This window comes from Cupriavidus lacunae, assembly GCF_003353055.1.
GTDB lineage: Bacteria > Pseudomonadota > Gammaproteobacteria > Burkholderiales > Burkholderiaceae > Cupriavidus > Cupriavidus lacunae.
Genome location: NZ_QKWJ01000037.1, coordinates 1 through 17,525 on the forward strand (window position 1 = coordinate 1; position 17,525 = coordinate 17,525).

The window sequence follows — 17,525 nt, forward strand, 5'->3', positions numbered from 1 at the left end:
GGTCGGGTAAGGACCCGATGTTGCCACCGGGCCCTCCCCTAAGAACGAAACGTGCGAGTTTCCCCGCATTTCGCTCAAGCCTTTCAAAGCCCCGTCGCCGGAGCCGGTTTAACCACTGAGAATCGTCGGCCACGCGCGATCCCGTGGCAGTCCGGATGCAGCATCAGCAGATTGCGACTCGCGTCCGTGCCACCATCGATCACCCGTTCCAGATGGGTTAGACGCCACCCGCTGGACTTCGTAATCATTTGGTGACAGACGGGACACGTCCGCTCCTGGCTCAGCCACAGCCGGATAAGCCGCTTCCGCCCCTTGAGTGAGTCCATCATCGCGAGGCCAAGATGTTCCTCGAAATAGCTTTCCCACTGCGGGTCGAACGGGTTGGCGGCGGCCCTGATTTTCCGGTGCCGCCGTATCGGCGTGCTGGCGATGTCGTACAGCGTCAGAAGTTTGGGCTCTCCTGTGCCGGGCGTCCTGCTGGTTTCGATGCCGAAGACCCAGTGATTCGAGCCAACGACCCGGAAATACTTCGCCCTGATCCACCGAGCGTTCTTTCGTGGATGCCGTCGCCGTGCCCAGCGCCACAGACATTGCCAAATCGCGTGACTGATGTTGCTGAAGATACGTTTCGATACGACATGCCGGTGATAGTTGGCCCATCCCTGAATGAGCGGATTGAGTTTCCTGATCAGCCAGTCCTGCCGCGCCGTCGCGTTGTTCTTCACAATGTCCCGCAGCTTGCGCAGGAAGCGCTGAACGCTCGTTCTGGCCGGCTTAATCAACAACTTGCCGCCATATTTGCGCACGTTCATGCCGAGGAAATCGAACCCATCGTCAATGTGTGTGATCCGGGTCTTTTCTGGCGATAACGACAACCCCCGTTCCGCCAGGAACTGCTCGACCATCGGTTGCACTTCATCCGCCAGTACTTCACGCGTTGCGCCGGTGACAATAAAGTCGTCAGCATAACGGACGATGTGGACCTTCGTTGGGTTACGGCCCCGTCTGCCAAACTGCGCATGTAAGGCTCGCTCTAGTCCGTCGAGGGTCATGTTCATCAGCGCAGGAGAAACGATACCGCCTTGCGGTGTACCAGCCTGCGTTGAGTGAAGAACACGGTTATGAAGGTAGCCTGCCTTCAACCATTTTTGCAGTATCGCCTTGTCCGTAGGGATGTTGGCGACAAGCCAGTCGTGCGAAATTTCGTCGAAACAGCTGCGGATATCAGCCTCAAGGATCCACTGCGCACAGTCCGATCGTGCCAGCGCCCGAAAGCACTGTTCGATCGCATCCGCAGTTGACCGGACAGACCTGAACCCGTACGAGTTTGGGTCCGCCGTTGTCTCCGCGACAGGCTCCAGAGCGAGCAGATGCAATGCCTGCTGAGCCCTGTCGACCATGCAGGGAATGCCTAAGGGCCGCTGTTTCCCGTTGGCCTTCGGGATAAAGATCCGTCTCAGCGGACGCGGTTGGTATCCGCGCCGTTTGAGCGACAACACTGCTTCGAGCTTGGACTTTGGCGTAGACCAAGTGATGCCATCTACGCCGGGAGTCCGCTTTCCGCGATTCTCAGTCACCCGTTTAACGGCGAGTGCCTTGCCGCTAAACGAGTGGGTCAGCAACCACTGCAGGGCTTTCAGCCTGCCGTACTTGCCGGCCTGTTGGGCCTTCACGATACGCGCCTGCAGCCGTCGAACCTCGCGATGACATCTGGCCCAATCTATGTCGTGCCAGTGTCGTGCGCGGTCGGAGGACGCACCCGCGCCGAACTGCTGCACAGTCATCTGCTTCTCCTCCTTTGAAGGTTAGTCAAGCTCTCTCGTGACGAAAGACCATGCGGAAGTCTGCCCGCTTTCGCGTGGGATGATGTTGCCTTGCAGCGCAATCCCTGTCCGCCCGATTACAGGGTGGCATTCGCTTTCTCCGCACTCCCTTGCCCGCACCGCCAACAGCCTTCCTCACGGTCGGCCTGCCCGGATGGGCAGCGATACGGGTTTACCGTGTTCCACCAGATTCGCACGAATGGTTTAGATCCTGCCTCTTCACCGGTAGTGTGTCTGTCCGTGCCGCCCCATAAACAAAAGGGCGGGCCTCACTACGTTCCCATTTTGGGTAAGGCCTGTCAGTGCCTTTGGCCTTTTGACAATGACGGTGTTTAACAGCAGTTCAGATATCTTGATCATGCCATCCAGTCTAGCGCCCCCTCCGCATCGACACTCGCAGAGGAGCCTTGGTCTCGCGACCCAGACTCGGCTTGCGCCGGGCTACATTGTCCCGGTGGCTTCATACAACGCCGTTGCCAGCATCGCATGCACCGGTAGACTACGGGCGACGGAACGCCCGGTTTCCTCCCGCCGTTTCCGGCGGTGAAACAACGAGTCTGGCGACTTTCACGTCGCACTGTTCAGGTTGTCCCAGACGACGTGCACCTGTTTGCCCGGGTACGCGGTCGCCACGCGCTCCATGAAGGCCACCAGATCCTCCTGGGTGCGCCGGTCGCGGCATTCTGCCAGCACCTGTCCGGTATGCACGTTCAGCGCGGCAATCAACGCCTGGGTGCCGTGACGAACATATTCAAACTCACGCCGACGCAGCCGTCCGGGCGCAGGTGCACGTCCCGGGTACTTACGCTCGATGGCCTGAATACCAGTCTTCTCGTCGATACTGAGCACCACCGCGTTTCGCGGAGCCTTGCGGTACAGCTTGCAAATTCCGTTGACCTTCTCGCGAAAGGCCGGATCCGGGCTGTGTAGCCATTGCTGGATCCGGTGTGGACGCACGTCGCCGGCTTGCAGAATGCGCTGCACCTGGCTGCGGCTGATCTGCCCGACGACCCCGCGCTCCACGGCGCGCGCCACAATCTCGTCGAGCGTCGGTGTGACCCGTCCCTCAGGTTCCTGCGTTTCACACGCTAGCGCGATCAACTGCAGTCGCGCCTCCTGCGTGATGCGTGGCGGACGGCCACTGCGCTCACCCTCGCGAATGCCTTGCGCACCTTGCTGAGCAATGCGCTTGCGCCACAGGCAAACAGTTTGCACCGATACACCCAGTTCCCGCGCAATGACCGTATTAGCGTGGCCCTCGTGGGCCCACAACGCGATTCGCGCACGCATCACATCTCGCTGCGCCGCCGTCTTGCGCTCGATTAGCGATAGCAGTTCCTGTCTTTCCTTCTTGGCCAGCTTCACTGGCATTGCTTGGCGGCCTCGGCTCATCCCGCCATCATATCCGAGGCGATTAATTATTCAAGCTATTTACGGGATGTTGTACTAGNAAGCAAACAGTTTGCACCGATACACCCAGTTCCCGCGCAATGACCGTATTAGCGTGGCCCTCGTGGGCCCACAACGCGATTCGCGCGCGCATCACATCTCGCTGCGGCGCCGTCTTGCGCTCGATCAGCGATAACAGTTCCTGTCTTTCTTTCTTCGCCAACTTCACTGGCGTTGCATGGCGGCCTCGACTCATCCCGCCATCATATCCGAGGCGATGAATTATTAAAGCTATTTACGGGATGTTGTACTAGCCCGCAGTGCAGCGTGGTAGGTGACGCATGCGTACCTTTATTTCTCTGTACATGTTAAGTACGGTCATCATGTACAGCGAAAAGCGTGTCTCCTGTTTCTTTATTGCCACTTTCATGCGTTAAAGTGGCGATCGGGGCGCCCGCCGCGGCTAAAATCCCAAGCGACCTGCGACCGTGCGGCCTGCGGTGGTTGGGCGAGAAAAGGCATCCATAAGCCAGGGACGGGAAAATGATGAAGGGACTAAAGCCTGCCTGTGTGGCCGCAGCGTCGCTTTGGGTCGCGACCATGAGCACCAACTCAACCGCACAGACCGACGTACTGGCCCTGAGCCCTGGCGTCGCCTCGTCACTTTCCAAGTTCGGCCTATCTGTTTTCGTCGGGGCTGCCCAACTGGTCTCCGATGGGGCTAAGACAAACGTCAACCCGGAAGATGCCGAGGTGCTCGGTCGTGACCTGACCGGGCTCGTGGACCGCTACCGGGATACCGTCAGCGCCGCACGAGTGACCAGCAGCCTCATATCCTCGAATGGCGAAGTCGTGATCACCGCGGCGCAAACGCTCGCAACGGGAAGCGGCGTGGGCGCGCTCCCTGCAGCGGCTGCCGCCAGCTTCGCGCGGTACGGCAACGAGCAGTTTGCCAATTGGATTGCGGATGAAGGAATCGGGAAGGCGAGGGGCGTCCTGAGCGCTGGTCTGCAGAGCATGACCAAGTGGGACCGTAACAAGTTCGATGCCCTCATTAGCGACGGAAAATACCCGGAGGCTGGGCAGCTGTTTGAGAAGCGCACGCGACGGCTGTCCACGCTCGAACAGGCCCTCAAGGACGATCCGCAGGCAGCGGCGGCCGCTCGCCAGCTCGTGTTAGCCACGATGCAGCAGACGAACTCTGCAGCACTGATTGTGTCGGGCAAGTCGTACGCGGAAGTCCAGCGGGTCGAGGGTGCGCTGGCAACTCATGTCAAGACCGCGACAGCCTTTAACAAAGCGGTAAAGGACAAGCTGGAAGTCCTTGAAACGCGATCTGCGCAGCTCAACGCTCAATTGCAGGATGTGCAGAACGACGTCCAGGCGCTTCGCCAGGATCAACAAGCCACCGGCCAGCAAGTTGCGCTGATCCAGGACATCTTGTTCGAGCAGCAACCTCCGGCTGTGAAGCTCGCGCTACTGGAAGGCGGTGCCAAGCCTGGCCTCACCGGCGCTCAGCGCGAAAAAGCAGTCAACTACCTAAAGACGGAGGTCAAGAAGCAGGAGATTATCGCGACAGCGAGTTCCGTGGTAACTGCGGCACGCGATGTGACGACCATCATGAGCAACTTCGGCATGAAGGTCGATCCGAAAGTCTCTCAAGCGATCGAGTATGGAACCGTTGCCACCGATGCTCTGGGTCAGGCCTTCTCCGGCAACTACCTGGGCGCGATTTCAACCGTGTCCGGGCTCTTTGGACGGAGGGGTGGCTCCGACCCCTACCGCGCGCAGTTCGCGAAGATTTTCGCCGAACTCGCGGTGATCCAGGAAAAGCTGGATCGAATCCTCGAGCTGCAGACGAAGACGCTCGAGGCGATCGACCAACTCTCGGTCCAGCTGGCACAAACGGAAACCCGTCTGCATCAGCGGTTGGATAACATTGAATTCGAAGTCAAGTCTCTGACCGAGAACACGCGGACTGCGTTGTTCGCGGACTACCAGCCGTGCATGACGGCCTGGCGGTACCGCGATGCTGGCGCGACGGGTGGTTCCAATGGATATGCCTTCGATCGAGAGACGCTCTCCTTCCGCTCGCCAGGTCAGATGCTCAGTTACACGGCCCAGTGGGGCGTGAACGCTGCGTTTCCATGTGCGATCGCGCTGCGAGGCATGGTCAGCCAGTTCACAAGTGGAACCGACCTCGGTAACCCTCTCCGCTTGGAACTTGCTGCGAGCAAGTTGCCCGAGACACCTAGTGAAGATCCCAAGGTCACGTTTGCGAGTCCGGACTTGGCCAGGTACCTGAAGGATGTTCATGAGCCAGCCTTCCTTCTGGTCAGGTCCGGGTGGGAGATCAGGGCTCAGCAGTATCCAGGGTGGGGGTCTTTCGCTGGCGCATTCGCGATGCTTTCGTCCCCGGCTGCGACGGGTCCCGAGTTGCTAGCCCGGGTTCGAAAACTGGACGGTCGCGGCGCTTCTGGTCGCCTGACAGCTTGTGGCAGTAGTTCCCTTCTCGCTGCTCGGGCCAAGACTCTTCTTTGCTCGGATGGCGCGACATTCGACCCGGTGGCGCATGGGTCCAACGAGGAGCAAGCGCTTAGCAGGACACAACGCTTCCTCGGTGACGCCATCTTGCGCGAACAAGTCGGTGCGATCGTGGAGTGGTCCGCCCTCGTATCAGCGCCAGCCAACTTTGCACCGGGCGGAGGGGTGGGGATTCCCCTGACTTTGCAGCAGCTTGCGGACCAAACCGCCGGGCTGCCCGTCGCGTACGGCAAGGACTTGCTTTTCGGCGCCCTCACAGTTTCGGATGTCGCAGTCGCGCAGCAGGCTATGGTCTATGGCGATCTCACCGCATATTTCGTGTATGACGCGCTTTGGGATGTGACTGCTAAACGATTCCGTCCGGCGGTGACGTCCCAGCAGAAGCGTGCTGACGACTTGCTGCGCAATGCGAACAACCCGTGGCTCCGGCAAAACGTTGCGACTCTGATTCTGATGGCGACGCAGAAATGTGCGGCGACGCCTTGTGGCGCGAACGAGTTGGGTTACCGGGCCGTGCTTGCTCCGTTCGCTGAACTCGAAACCAAGTCGGATGGCAGCGCCCTTGCCCCGATCAGTGAGCTGCGGCTAAGCCGCTCGCGCGAGATTCTGCTGGGCCAGTTTCAGCTGCCGAATGAAACGCAGGTATTCGCGGCGGACGGCCCACTTGGCTCCAGTCGCACAGTGTCATTCAGGCTGGGGGGCTACGACCTCCCGCTGCCAACACTCGCGGACTGGAGCGCGAGACGAATGACCTACCCCGTCGGGACCATGGCCCGCGTGCGCGACCGAGAAGTGCTCGCCGAGCGCTATGCAGACTATTCGGTCTTCACTGCCATGGACAAGTCGCAGGCCATTCGCGTTGTTCGTATCCTTGCTAACGGAGAATGATTGTCATGAAGAACTGGATTGCTGCAGGTTTGACGTTATTCGTCATGTCGAATGCCTTGGCTGTCGACCCGTGCCCGGAGCTATACGCTCAACCGTACCAGCCTTATAGCTTAGTAACCACTTCGTGCAGGAACTCCTGGGGTAATAATGCGGGACCCGGCGATATTGAGATCCAAGTTCAGTATCTGCAGGTTCTGGAAACGCGCAAGCTGGTGAAGGGGCAAGAGGAGATGATCAAAGCGATCGCCGCACTGGCCGAGGCGACAAAGAAGCTTGCCGCAGCGAGTGATGGCTTGCTGAATACAAACACGGCATGGCGGCAGAACGTGGTAGACACCACGGTGGCCGAGATCAACAAGATCCCAGTGGCTATGTCGCAGAACGTGGAACTGGTGAACGCCCTTTCTGCAATCTTGACCGCCAAGCTTGCTGCTGATCCCGCGTTTCGTGACCAAGTGAAAGCTTCAAAATAGTCGTCCCTGCGGAATGCCGAAGAGTAAGACGCAGCAAGGCTTAGCAAGAATTTCGCTGCGTGCCGAACTCCCAGATCGAATATGAATCTGATTCGAATCCTGGGAGATTTGAGGGACTNCGTGCTCGGCCAGAGTTGACAGGCTAACGTTCGTTCGCATGAGTGCCCCGAACAATGTCTGGAGCCAGAAGCAGAAATGCCCTTCCCCATTTGGAAGGGCACTATATGGCTGGGGCGAGCGCATATTGCTTGCGAAGCTTTGATGCCTGTGGGCATTTCAGCGATTCGATTCTCGATGCGCGCCAGTTCGCTATGGGGAACCTATGCTCAGCTTCCCCCAAATGTGGGGCGGAAGGACAAACGGTTGCTTCGTCGGGTCCAGGTGTGTGTCATCCAGACAGCCATCAAAGGTGCCGCCAAGCGGATGCCCAACGTGCGTTCGGGTGCCAAATCTACTCCGGCAACGCCATTGCCATCCGCTCAGAATTGTGTGAAGGCGCCGCATTTGCTGCGTGGTCTGCTTGCGACAAGTCGGCAATGACCACTCACAAGGCAAGACGGTCGGCACTCATCCTCGACTTATCGACTGCCGGCGGAAACACGCGCCAGCAGCCGTCATCGTGCCGAAAGAAGAACAACGCGCGCAAACCGGCTGGTTGCATGGTCTCGACGCATACGTAGCGTCGCCGGCCCAAGTGGGTGCGACTGAATTCCACTACGTGGACCGATGTCGTGGGGCCAGGCGCGAGCCATTTTTCGACCTGAGCACGCAGGCACTGCTCATTTGTGCTTTTCATGTCCTCCTTCCATCATCCTGGTTCCTGCATGTCGCAAAGGTCCACAGGGCGCAGCAATTGTCAGAATCGTCCACGAAGGCAGCCATGCGAAGCGAAAGCGCCTCATGACACACCTGTTGCATCGCACCAATTCTTGAGAAAGCACTTTAACTCTAGGCCATAACTCCGCGTCGCTGCGTGTCATTTTCGTGAAATAGCGACAGCGGAAAGGCGGGAACGGGGGCCGCTATTCGTCAGCGGAGATTATCGAGGGAGCGGCCTGGGCGAATTAGGGAGAAAAGACGGGGGAATTGGGTGTTGTTTGCAAAATGCGTCTTTAGGGTGTGACGGTTGATGCATCGCAGTATGTGTGGCCCACCACAAAGTCTCGTTCGTTACGTGGCAATCCAGAAACGGCTGAGATTTGCAGGAGGTTGACCCCGCGCTTAGCGGCCGTGGGACTTCCAATGCCACTTCGCTGCTTTTTGGGTTTCTCTGTTTGGAGCATTTCAAGGCCCTTCCGGCCCCGGCGTGGGCGGAGAAACGATGACTTGTGGTTATTAAGCGGGTCATCGTTATGCCCATGTTGCCGGGTTTCAGCCAGGCACGCGCCTTGTTTCTCANGGAGTGTTCCCATGTCTATCGCCACCATTTCCCGCCGCGCTGCACTGGTCCTGTGCGTGGCCGGCACCCTTTCGACCGCTTCGTTCGCCTGGGCCCAGGGAGGCGCACCAACCTACAACGTGGGCGCGACAGCCACAGGCGTGCCGTTTACGTTCCTCGATGTGAAGACCAACAGCATCCAGGGCATGATGGTCGACACGGTGACCGCCGTGGGCAAGGCTGGCGGCTTCAACGTCAATGTGCAGCAAACCGCGTTCGCGGCACTGATTCCTTCGCTGACCTCCAGCAAGATCGACATCATCTCGGCGGCGATGCTCAAGACGCCCGCGCGGCAGCAAGTGGTGGATTTCAGCGATCCGGTCTACTCCTACGGCGAGGGGCTTATCGTCAAGAGCGAGGACAACAAGGCCTACACCACGCTGGACGAGCTCAAGGGCGAGACCGTCGGCGCGCAGGTCGGCACGGTGTTCCTCGATATGCTCAACAAGAAGGGCATCTTCAAGGAAGTGCGCAGCTACGACTCGATCGCGGACATGACGCGCGACCTGTCACTTGGCCGCATCAAGGCAGGCCTGGGCGACCAGCCGCTGATCGCCTACCAGTTGCGCCAGCACGCGTTTCCGGGCGTCAAGCTCGTCACGAACTACAAGTCGGTCAATGTGGGCGACGTCTGCCTGGTGGTCCGCAAGGGTGACAACGAAACGCTGGCAAAGGTCAACAAGGCCATCGCGCAGATCAAGGCCGACGGCACGCTGGCGAAGATCATCCAGAAATGGGGACTGTAACAGCCATGGACGGCGCAACGTTCCTCAACCACGCACGCGAGTTCCTGCCCATCCTGCTTCAGGGTGCAGTGGTCACGGTACAGGTGACCGTGCTGTCGTTCCTGCTCAGCAGTGTCATCGGGCTGGGGCTGGCGCTGATGAAGCTGTCTCCCGTCAGCGTGCTTTCCAACGGGGCGGCGGCGGCGATCAATGTGATCCGCGGCCTGCCGATCATCGTCCAGCTTTTCTACATCTACTTCGTGCTGCCGGATGCGGGGATCCACCTCACCACCTTCCAGGCGGGCGTGATCGGGCTCGGCATCGCCTACTCCGCCTATCAGGCCGAGAACTTCCGCGGCGGCATCGAGGCCGTCGATCCCGGCCAGCGCGAGGCGGCGCAGGCCATGGGCATGCGCGGACCGCTCATCATGCGCCGCGTGATCCTGCCGCAGGCCTTCCGCATCGCGCTGCCGCCCTATGGCAACACGCTGGTGATGATGCTCAAGGACTCGTCGCTCGTTTCCACCATCACCGTTGCGGAGATGACGCGCGCGGGCCAGTTGATCGCCTCGTCGACGTTCCAGAACATGACGGTCTACACGCTGGTGGCCCTGCTCTACCTGCTGATGAGCCTGCCGCTCGTCTATGGCCTGCGCCGCCTGGAGCAGCGCTTCGGAGCCGGAAGGAAGAAACCATGATCGACATCCAGAACCTGCAGAAGCACTTCGGCGATCACCACGTGCTGCGCGGCGTGGGCCTGCATGTCAGCAAAGGCGAGGTGGTCTGCCTGATCGGCCCATCCGGCTCAGGCAAATCCACCGTCCTGCGCTGCATCAACGGGTTGGAATCCTATGACGGCGGCGAGATCCGCGCGTTCGGGGAGCGCGTGGACCGCAACAGCAAGGACATCCATCGGCTACGCAGCCGCATGGGCATGGTGTTCCAGCGCTTCAACCTGTTCCCGCATCGCACGGTGCTCGAGAACGTGATGGAAGGCCCGGTCTACGTGAGAGGCGAGAGCCGCGACAAAGCGCGCGCCGATGCGATGAGCCTGCTCGACAAGGTCGGGCTGGCGGCAAAGGCACAGGCGCACCCTGCACAACTCTCCGGCGGCCAGCAGCAGCGCGTGGCGATCGCCCGCGCACTGGCGATGAAGCCCGAGGCCATGTTGTTCGATGAGCCGACCTCGGCCCTCGACCCCGAACTGGTCGGCGACGTGCTCGAGGTCATGCGCGACCTCGCGCGCGAAGGCATGACCATGATCGTGGTCACGCATGAGATGGGCTTTGCGCGGGAAGTGGCCGACCGTGTCTGCTTCCTGCACAGCGGCACCATCGTCGAAGAAGGCCCTGCGTCGCAGGTACTGGGCGCGCCCCGCCAGCCGCGCACGCAGGACTTCCTGCGCCGCGTGCTGCACAAGCCGGTCGAGGCGACGGGAGATCTCGCCCTATGATCCCCACCAAGTCCGCGCCGGGCCAGCCAGCCTGCCCCGCCCCGCTGCCGCCGTCGCTGTGGGCCGCCACCGCCCCGCCCGCCCCCGCCACGCCCCCATTGCGGGACTCGAGGACGGTCAACGTGCTCGTGATCGGCGGCGGCTACACCGGCCTGTCGACGGCGTTGCACCTCGCCGAGGCCGGCGCCCAGGTGTGCGTGGTCGAAGCCAATGAGCCTGGCTGGGGCGCATCGGGGCGCAACGGCGGGCAAGTCAATCCCACCCTGAAGCACGATCCGGACGAACTGGTCCGGATGCTTGGCGGCGAGCGCGCCGAACCCCTGATCGACGCCGTTTCGCGCTCCGCCGACCTGGTGTTCGACCTGATCGCCCGCCACGGCATTGACTGCCAGCCGGTGCGCAGCGGCTGGCTGCAGCTCTCCTATTCGCCCGGGGCCGTGCCGGCCATGCACGCTCGAGCGCGCCAGTGGGAACGTCGTGGCGCCCCCGTCGAGATGCTTGACCAGGCGGAAGTGGCGCGGCGCGTCGGGACGCAGGCGTTCGCAGGCGGCTGGCTCGATGGCCGCGCAGGTGGCATCCAGCCGCTGGCCTACGCGCGTGGACTGGTCCGGGCGGCGCAGCAAGCGGGAGCCGCCATCCATGGCAGCAGCGGCGTCACGGCGCTGGCGCGGCAAGGTGCCAAGTGGGTGGCGAACATTGCGACGGGTGCGACAGTCACTGCCGACCGCGTGGTGATTGCCACCAACGGCTATACCGGTTCGCTCTGGCCCGGCCTGCAGCAGACGCTGCTCAGCGCCAACAGTTTTATCGTGGCCACACGCCCGCTCGAAGGCGAGAATGCCCGGGCCATCCTGGCACGCGGCGAGACGGCGTCGACCTCGCAACGCCTGCTGCTTTACTTCCGCAAGGACCACGCCGGACGGCTGCTGATGGGAGGCCGCGGTTTTTTCGCCGATCCGCGCCACCCACAGGAGTTTGCCCATCTGGAGCGCTCGCTGGCGCTGCTGTTCCCGCAGCTAGGTCCGCTGGAATTTGAGTACCGCTGGGCGGGCCGCATCGCCGTCACCCGCGACTTCATGCCGCATATCCACGAACCGGCCCCAGGTGTGACGATTGCGGTGGGCTGCAACGGTCGGGGCATCGCACTGTGCACGAGCTTCGGAAAGCATCTGGCAGCCAGGCTGATGTCAAATGGTGAGCCATTTCCCTACCCGCTTTCGCCTCTGGCACCGATTCCGCTGCATGGCCTGCAGCGCTTCTATATTGCCGCGGGGGTCGCGTGGTACAGCTTGCTCGACAAGTTTGGCTGACAAGGCGACGTGTCCGCCCTGCCCCCGGGCCGTAGAACAAAGGAAAGTTGGGTCTTCCGCAATTTGTGTGACGACGGCGAACTGGCGTGGAGGATCTTGTCGCGTGGAACGGCCGTCATCTCGATCGCCCCCACCACCATTCTTCTGCGCGGCGGCGGAGCCGCCCGACGATCCACCCGCATTGAGATTCGGGTTGAACGGATTGCCCGTGGCGCCCCAGACATCGTTGCGCGAATTGGCGCCTGCGCCCAACTCGGGGATATTGGTCTTGCCCGTGACAATGGCGCCGGCGGCGCGCAGGCGCGCCACCAGTACATTGTCTTCGTCCGGCACGTTGTCGCGATACAGCGGCGATCCGTATGTGGTCAGTAGACCGGTCGTGGCCTCGAGGTCTTTCACGCCCAACGGCAGGCCGTGCAACAGCCCGAGCGGCTGACCATCGAGCACCGCGCGTTCGGCGGCACGCGCTTCCTCGCGCGCGCGATCGAAACACGTAGCCGTGACCGCGTTCAGGAACGGATTCACCTGTTCGATCTGTGCGATGCACGCATCGAGTAGTTCAACCGGAGAGATTTCCTTGCTCCCGATCATGCGCCGCAGCTCGGTGGCCGGGCGCGCTACCAGCTTCCTTTGTTCTTTCATGCCGCTGTCTCCAGGTAGGACGATGGAAACCATTAATTCGCCGTGATGCTCGCACGCTGTGCGGTGGCGCGCATCAGCGGCAGTTCCTTGCTGATCATGGCGCTGACCTGCCCCGGGCCCGCGTAGTTCGGCTCCAGCCCGTTAGCCAGCAGCTTTTGCTGGACCTCGTGGTCTTTCATCGCCTGCGCTACCGCTTTTTCCAGCCGGGCCTTGACGTCGGCCGGCAAGCCGCGCGGCGCCACGATGGCTACCCACGAGTCGGCGTCGAAGCCGGGATAGCCAGCTTCCGCGACAGTGGGCACGTCAGGCAGCAGCGTGGCGCGGCGGGCGCCCGTGACCGCGATCGGCTTGATCTTGCCGCTGCGGATATGGGGCAACGACGCGGCGACCGTATCGACCGAGAACGGAATCTGCCCGCCGATCAGGTCGGCCACAGCCGGCGCACTGCCCTTGTATGGGATGTGCTGCAGCTTCATGCCCGTGGCGCCCAGCAGCATCTCGCCTGCGAAATGCCCGGTGGTGCCGGTACCGAAAGACCCATAGACATACTTGCCCGGCGCAGCGTTGACCGCTGCAACCATCTGCGGCAGCGTATCCACCGGCACCGCCTTGTTCGCCAGCACAATCAGCGGTACGCGCGCCACCAGCCCGACGGGCTCGAAGCTCTTTACGGGGTCATACGGCAGGCTCGCGTTGATGGCCGGATTGACGGTGAATGTCGAGCCCGAACTGATCAGCAGCGTGTAACCATCGGCCGCGGCCTTGGCCACGTAGCCGGCACCTACGATGGTGCCGGCACCGGCGCGGTTCTCGATCACCACCGGCTGGCCCAGCGCATCGCCGAGGCTCTTGCCGACGAGCCGGCCGATCATGTCGACCGCCCCGCCGGCCGGGAACGGCACCACGAGCGTGACGGGCCGGACCGGATACGCCGATGCCGCGTGGGCCCCGACGGCGGCAGCCGCCAGCGCTGGCAGCGCCAGCGCCCGGGCCGCCACGAAGGCTCTGCGCAGGGACGAATGTAGAGTGGGATTCATCGCAGCACCTCCGTGCGTCGGTCAGCCGTTGCGGAACAGGAAGCTGTAGGCGTTCAGCGCCGGTGCGCCGCCGAGATGGGCATACAGCACGCGGGAGCCTTCGGGGAATTCGCCGCGCCGGACCATGTCGATCATGCCCTGCATCGATTTCCCCTCGTAGACCGGGTCGGTCATCATGCCTTCGTACTTGGCGCTCAGGCGGATGGCCTCGAGCGTGCCTTCGGACGGCAGGCCATATTCGGGGCCGCCATAGCGCTCGTCGAGCACCACGTCGGCGTCGACGATGTCGCGGTCCAGCTCCACCAGCCCCGCCGTGTGCTTGGCGATGCGCAGGATCTGCGCGCGGGTCTGGGCGGGCTTGGCGGAGGCATCGATGCCGATCACGCGATCAGCCCGGCCGTCGGCGGCAAACCCCACCACCATGCCCGCCTGCGTGCTGCCCGTGACCGAGCATACGACGATGTAGTCGAACTTGAAGCCCAGTTCGGCCTCCTGCGCGCGCACTTCCTCGGCAAAGCCGACGAAGCCCAGGCCGCCCAGCGGATGCTCCGAGCAGCCGGCCGGGATCGGATACGGCTTGCCACCCTCCTTGCGCACGCTCTCCATGGCCTCTTCCCAGCTCTTGCGGATGCCGATGTCGAAGCCGTCAGCCACCAGGCGCACGTCGGCGCCCATCATCCGGGACATCTGGATGTTGCCGACCCGGTCATAGACCGCATCGGAGTAATTGACCCAGTTTTCCTGGACGAGCACGCACTTGAGTCCCAGGTGCGCGGCCACGGCGGCCACCTGGCGCGTCTGGTTCGACTGGATGCCGCCGATCGAGACCAGCGTGTCGCAGCCTTGCGCGAGCGCGTCCGGGATCAGGTATTCGAGCTTGCGGGTCTTGTTGCCACCGAAGGCCAGGCCACTGTTGCAGTCCTCACGCTTGGCGTACAGCTCGACCTTGCCGCCAAGGTGGGCAGAGAGGCGCTTTAGCGGCTGGATGGGCGTAGGGCCGAATGTCAGGGGGTAACGCGCGAAACGCTTGAGATTCATGGTGGCAACTCCAGGGTTAGGGTGTTATCCCGTCATCGGTGTGCCTCTCAGCAAGGCCAAACGATGCGGCGACGGACTCTATCCTAGGAAAAAAGCCACGAAACGTGCTTGCAAAGAAGCGTGCTTTTGAACACTATTAATAAGTCGCCAAACACGAAAGCCGTCTAAAATTCTTTGCCAGACCAAATGAAAGAAACAAAATTTCGCACCAAATCCGCCCGCGATGCACCAGTTCAGGCCGGGTCGCAAACGCTGCCATCCACACCCCATGTGGAATCGCTCGATCGCGCCGACAAGGCGATCCTGCGAGCCCTGCAGCAGGACGCATCGATCTCCAACGTGGCCTTGGCCGCAAAGGTCAACCTGAGCCCGCCCGCCTGCCTGAGGCGCGTCGAACGGCTCAAGGAAATGGGGCTGATCCGCGGCATCGTGGCGCTGCTCAACCCCTCGGCACTGGATGCGGGAATGCTTGTGATGATCGGCGTGGTGCTGGATCGCTCCACGCCAGAATCCTTCGCGCTGTTCGAGTCCGCCGCGCAAAAGGTATCCGGCTGCATGGAGTGCCATGTCGTGACCGGCGAATTCGATTACTTCATGCTGGTGCGCACAAGAGATAGCGAGAGCTTCAACCGCCTCCACGCGGAACAATTGCTCTACCTGCCGGGCGTCAGGCAGATCCGGTCGTTCATGGTGCTCAAGCAGGTGCTATCGACGACGCAGTTTCCAATCTGATGGACTTGCCGCAGCGGAGTGGCAAGTCAACGACATGTCGGTAGTCCCGCTGGCACGACCCGAGCCCGTGGTCGAAATCAAGGTCGCCGCCGCCACGCGCCACGCGTAAGCCTCGCGCGTAAGCGCGAGGCCTTCCGCAACGACTGATCAAGCGGCAACGCGTTGGTCGTAGAACGGATAGTCGACATAGCCGATGTCCGTACCGCCGAAGAACGTCTCACGATCGTACGGATTCAGCGGCGCCTTGCGGCGCAGTCGTTCGGGCAGGTCAGGGTTCGAGATAAAGTCGCGGCCAAATGCAACCAGGTTGGCGTCGCCTGCCGCGATGATCGCTTCCGCGGTGTCGGCCTTGAAACCGCCAGCGGCGATGATCGTCCCGGGGTAGATCGAGCGGATCAGCTTCGCGGCCACAGGGTTCGGGTCCCTGGTGTCGTCCTCGACATTGCCCCGCACGCGCGGCTCAATCAGATGCAGGTAGGCGAGATCGAGCTTGCCCAGCTCGGTGGCAACGTAGGTGAACAGGCCTTCCGGATTGCTGTCGGCCATGTCCCCGAACGAACCGCTCGGGCCCAGGCGCACCGCAACCTTGTCGCTTCCCCAGACAGAAATCACCGCGCGTGTAGCTTCGAGCAGGAAGCGCGCGCGGTTCTCGAACGAACCTCCGTAGCTGTCCGTGCGCTTGTTGCTGCCGTCCTGCAGGAACTGGTCGAACAGGTAGCCATTCCCATTTGGGTGGCTTTGATTTTGGTGCAATTTACGACAGTTTGCGAACCCAGGTTTGGCCTGGGTATCGAGTAACTTCTCAATAAAGCGGGGCAAACGGCCGCGACTGGCAGAAGGCGGGCGTCTGGGTCCGACTACACGAGTTGCTGCTCGCGAAGCTGCGCGAGGCCGGCCAACTCGATTTCTCACGTGCGGCCGTCGATTCGTCGTCGGTGCGAGCTGTTGGGGCGGGCGAAAAACGGATCCGAACCCCAAGGATCGCTCGCGACCAGGTTCCAAGCATCACATCCTCGTCGATGCGAATGGAGTCCCCGTCTGCGCGCTCCTGACCGGCGCGAACCGCAACGATGTCACCCAACTGCGGCCACTCGTTGACGCGATTCCACCGATTCGCGGCGTGCGTGGTCGACCACTTCAGAAGCCCAAAATCATCTTCGCCGATCGCGGCTACGATTCCGAACCGCATCGTCAGCGACTTCGCGAGCGCGGCATCAAGCCAGTGATCGCGAAGCACCGAACCGAACACGGCAGCGGTCTTGGCAAGTTTCGCTGGGTGGTCGAACGCACTCATGCATGGCTCCACAATTTCCGTCGTCTGCGCATTCGCTTCGAGCGTCTGGCTGATATTCACGAAGCATTCCCCGATCCTGTTCAGCGATCCCAGCCCGGAGGAAGCCCGGCGCGCGAAATGCGAGGCGCTGAAGGATCAGTGCAACGCGGCCGCGCACGCCCCGCGTGCCTATCGTTCGCCAGGCGCCGCCACACAGAATGCGCAGGGGCGCGCCGTGCCGAAGATCGAGCGCGACAAGTCCCGCCGGTCGCTGGAGGACGCATATCTCGCCAACTGCAAATAAGGCGTCACGTCCGCGATTCCTCGGACAGCCTGGCCATATTGCTCTTGATGACATCGAGCACTGCGGCGGTCATCAGCGACGTCGACATGCCGAACATCAGGATGCCGTTGGCCGCCTCGATCGGCCCCAGCATGCGCCAGCGCTCGGACATGACGATATCCCCATAGCCAAGCGTGGCGAAGTTGACGCCCGAGTGATAGAGCGCCGGCATGAAAGTCTTGAACTCGCCCAGCATCAGGAACAGCGCAGCCCAGATGCCGATCTGCGCGAAGTTGCAGAGCAGCGTCAGCAACATGACCCCCGTCAGCAGCGCGATGTCCACCCATAGCGACTCGCGCACTTCCCAGCGCCTGCGGTATCGCGCATAGCGGCGCAGGCAGATTGCCACCACCACGACTTGCAGTACCAGGCATACCAGCATGACGGGTGCAGCGATCAGCAGGTGCATGGGCATGG

At 61.9% G+C, this 17,525-nt stretch carries 14 protein-coding genes and 4 pseudogenes; 9 read left to right on the plus strand and 9 right to left on the minus strand.

Annotated elements, in window-relative coordinates:
* Nucleotides 1-83 precede the first annotated feature (83 nt).
* The 3 genes and pseudogenes from ltrA to DN412_RS45700 form a co-directional block, all read right to left on the minus strand.
* Nucleotides 84-1,784: a group II intron reverse transcriptase/maturase gene (gene ltrA, locus DN412_RS24700; protein WP_115213992.1), complete on the minus strand. Its 1,701-nt coding sequence runs from the start codon at nucleotides 1,782-1,784 to the stop codon at nucleotides 84-86.
* 615 nt (nucleotides 1,785-2,399) lie between these two features.
* A pseudogene (locus DN412_RS24705) lies at nucleotides 2,400-3,215 on the minus strand (IS630 family transposase); the annotation flags it as partial.
* 22 nt (nucleotides 3,216-3,237) lie between these two features.
* Nucleotides 3,238-3,468, minus strand: coding sequence for a helix-turn-helix domain-containing protein (locus tag DN412_RS45700; RefSeq protein ID WP_341868074.1), 231 nt, complete (start codon nucleotides 3,466-3,468; stop codon nucleotides 3,238-3,240).
* 344 nt (nucleotides 3,469-3,812) lie between these two features.
* Here DN412_RS45700 and DN412_RS24715 point away from each other — a divergent pair, with 344 nt between their 5' ends.
* Nucleotides 3,813-6,644 (plus strand): hypothetical protein, encoded by a 2,832-nt coding sequence (locus DN412_RS24715; RefSeq protein WP_133303077.1) that lies wholly within the window; start codon nucleotides 3,813-3,815, stop codon nucleotides 6,642-6,644.
* A 5-nt stretch (nucleotides 6,645-6,649) separates the two neighbouring features.
* Nucleotides 6,650-7,117 carry a hypothetical protein gene (locus tag DN412_RS24720; RefSeq protein ID WP_133303078.1) on the plus strand — a complete coding sequence of 156 codons (468 nt, stop codon included), beginning with the start codon at nucleotides 6,650-6,652 and terminating at the stop codon, nucleotides 7,115-7,117.
* A 544-nt stretch (nucleotides 7,118-7,661) separates the two neighbouring features.
* On the opposite strand, the gene DN412_RS44660 is transcribed toward DN412_RS24720, so the two are convergent.
* Entirely contained in the window at nucleotides 7,662-7,913 is a 252-nt protein-coding gene (locus tag DN412_RS44660) for a hypothetical protein (RefSeq protein ID WP_115213995.1), read from the minus strand.
* Between the two features lie 614 nt (nucleotides 7,914-8,527).
* Here DN412_RS44660 and DN412_RS24730 point away from each other — a divergent pair.
* Genes DN412_RS24730 through DN412_RS24745 form a run of 4 tightly spaced genes read left to right on the plus strand, consistent with a single transcriptional unit; the run spans nucleotide 8,528 to nucleotide 12,043 of the window.
* A complete protein-coding gene (locus DN412_RS24730; RefSeq protein ID WP_115213996.1) occupies nucleotides 8,528-9,301 on the plus strand; it encodes an ABC transporter substrate-binding protein in 774 nt (257 codons plus the stop codon).
* A gap of 5 nt (nucleotides 9,302-9,306) precedes the next feature.
* Complete coding sequence (locus DN412_RS24735) at nucleotides 9,307-9,978, plus strand: amino acid ABC transporter permease (protein ID WP_115213997.1); 672 nt, start codon at nucleotides 9,307-9,309, stop codon at nucleotides 9,976-9,978.
* On the plus strand, nucleotides 9,975-10,733 hold the full coding sequence (locus DN412_RS24740; RefSeq protein WP_115213998.1) for an amino acid ABC transporter ATP-binding protein: 759 nt from the start codon (nucleotides 9,975-9,977) through the stop codon (nucleotides 10,731-10,733). The genes DN412_RS24735 and DN412_RS24740 overlap by 4 nt, the downstream gene beginning before the upstream one ends.
* On the plus strand, nucleotides 10,730-12,043 hold the full coding sequence (locus DN412_RS24745) for an NAD(P)/FAD-dependent oxidoreductase (RefSeq protein WP_115213999.1): 1,314 nt from the start codon (nucleotides 10,730-10,732) through the stop codon (nucleotides 12,041-12,043). Before DN412_RS24740 ends, DN412_RS24745 begins: the two co-directional genes overlap by 4 nt.
* Before the next feature lie 147 nt (nucleotides 12,044-12,190).
* Here DN412_RS24745 and DN412_RS24750 read toward each other — a convergent pair.
* The 3 genes and pseudogenes from DN412_RS24750 to DN412_RS24760 form a co-directional block, all read right to left on the minus strand.
* Nucleotides 12,191-12,685: pseudogene (locus DN412_RS24750) on the minus strand (amidase family protein); the annotation flags it as partial.
* Between the two features lie 32 nt (nucleotides 12,686-12,717).
* Nucleotides 12,718-13,722, minus strand: a complete 1,005-nt coding sequence (locus DN412_RS24755) for a Bug family tripartite tricarboxylate transporter substrate binding protein (protein WP_115214000.1) — start codon at nucleotides 13,720-13,722, stop codon at nucleotides 12,718-12,720.
* Nucleotides 13,723-13,743: 21 nt separating this feature from the next.
* A complete protein-coding gene (locus tag DN412_RS24760) occupies nucleotides 13,744-14,760 on the minus strand; it encodes a 1-aminocyclopropane-1-carboxylate deaminase (protein ID WP_115214001.1) in 1,017 nt (338 codons plus the stop codon).
* A gap of 186 nt (nucleotides 14,761-14,946) precedes the next feature.
* On the opposite strand from DN412_RS24760, the gene DN412_RS24765 reads away from it, so the two are divergent.
* Nucleotides 14,947-15,492, plus strand: a complete 546-nt coding sequence (locus DN412_RS24765) for an Lrp/AsnC family transcriptional regulator (RefSeq protein ID WP_167471125.1) — start codon at nucleotides 14,947-14,949, stop codon at nucleotides 15,490-15,492.
* Between the two features lie 147 nt (nucleotides 15,493-15,639).
* Here the strand turns inward: DN412_RS24765 and DN412_RS24770 are convergent.
* A pseudogene (locus DN412_RS24770) lies at nucleotides 15,640-16,215 on the minus strand (oxidoreductase); the annotation flags it as partial.
* A 101-nt stretch (nucleotides 16,216-16,316) separates the two neighbouring features.
* Between DN412_RS24770 and DN412_RS24775 the strand changes: the two are divergent.
* Together DN412_RS24775 and DN412_RS24780 are read left to right on the plus strand one after the other, a co-directional pair.
* Nucleotides 16,317-16,855: pseudogene (locus DN412_RS24775) on the plus strand (IS5 family transposase); the annotation flags it as partial.
* Nucleotides 16,785-17,069: a hypothetical protein gene (locus DN412_RS24780; protein WP_161564040.1), complete on the plus strand. Its 285-nt coding sequence runs from the start codon at nucleotides 16,785-16,787 to the stop codon at nucleotides 17,067-17,069. The pseudogene DN412_RS24775 and the gene DN412_RS24780, both read left to right, overlap by 71 nt.
* 4 nt (nucleotides 17,070-17,073) lie before the next feature.
* Here DN412_RS24780 and DN412_RS24785 read toward each other — a convergent pair whose 3' ends face one another.
* Nucleotides 17,074-17,523 carry a potassium channel family protein gene (locus DN412_RS24785; RefSeq protein ID WP_115214003.1) on the minus strand — a complete coding sequence of 150 codons (450 nt, stop codon included), beginning with the start codon at nucleotides 17,521-17,523 and terminating at the stop codon, nucleotides 17,074-17,076.
* Nucleotides 17,524-17,525 lie beyond the last annotated feature (2 nt).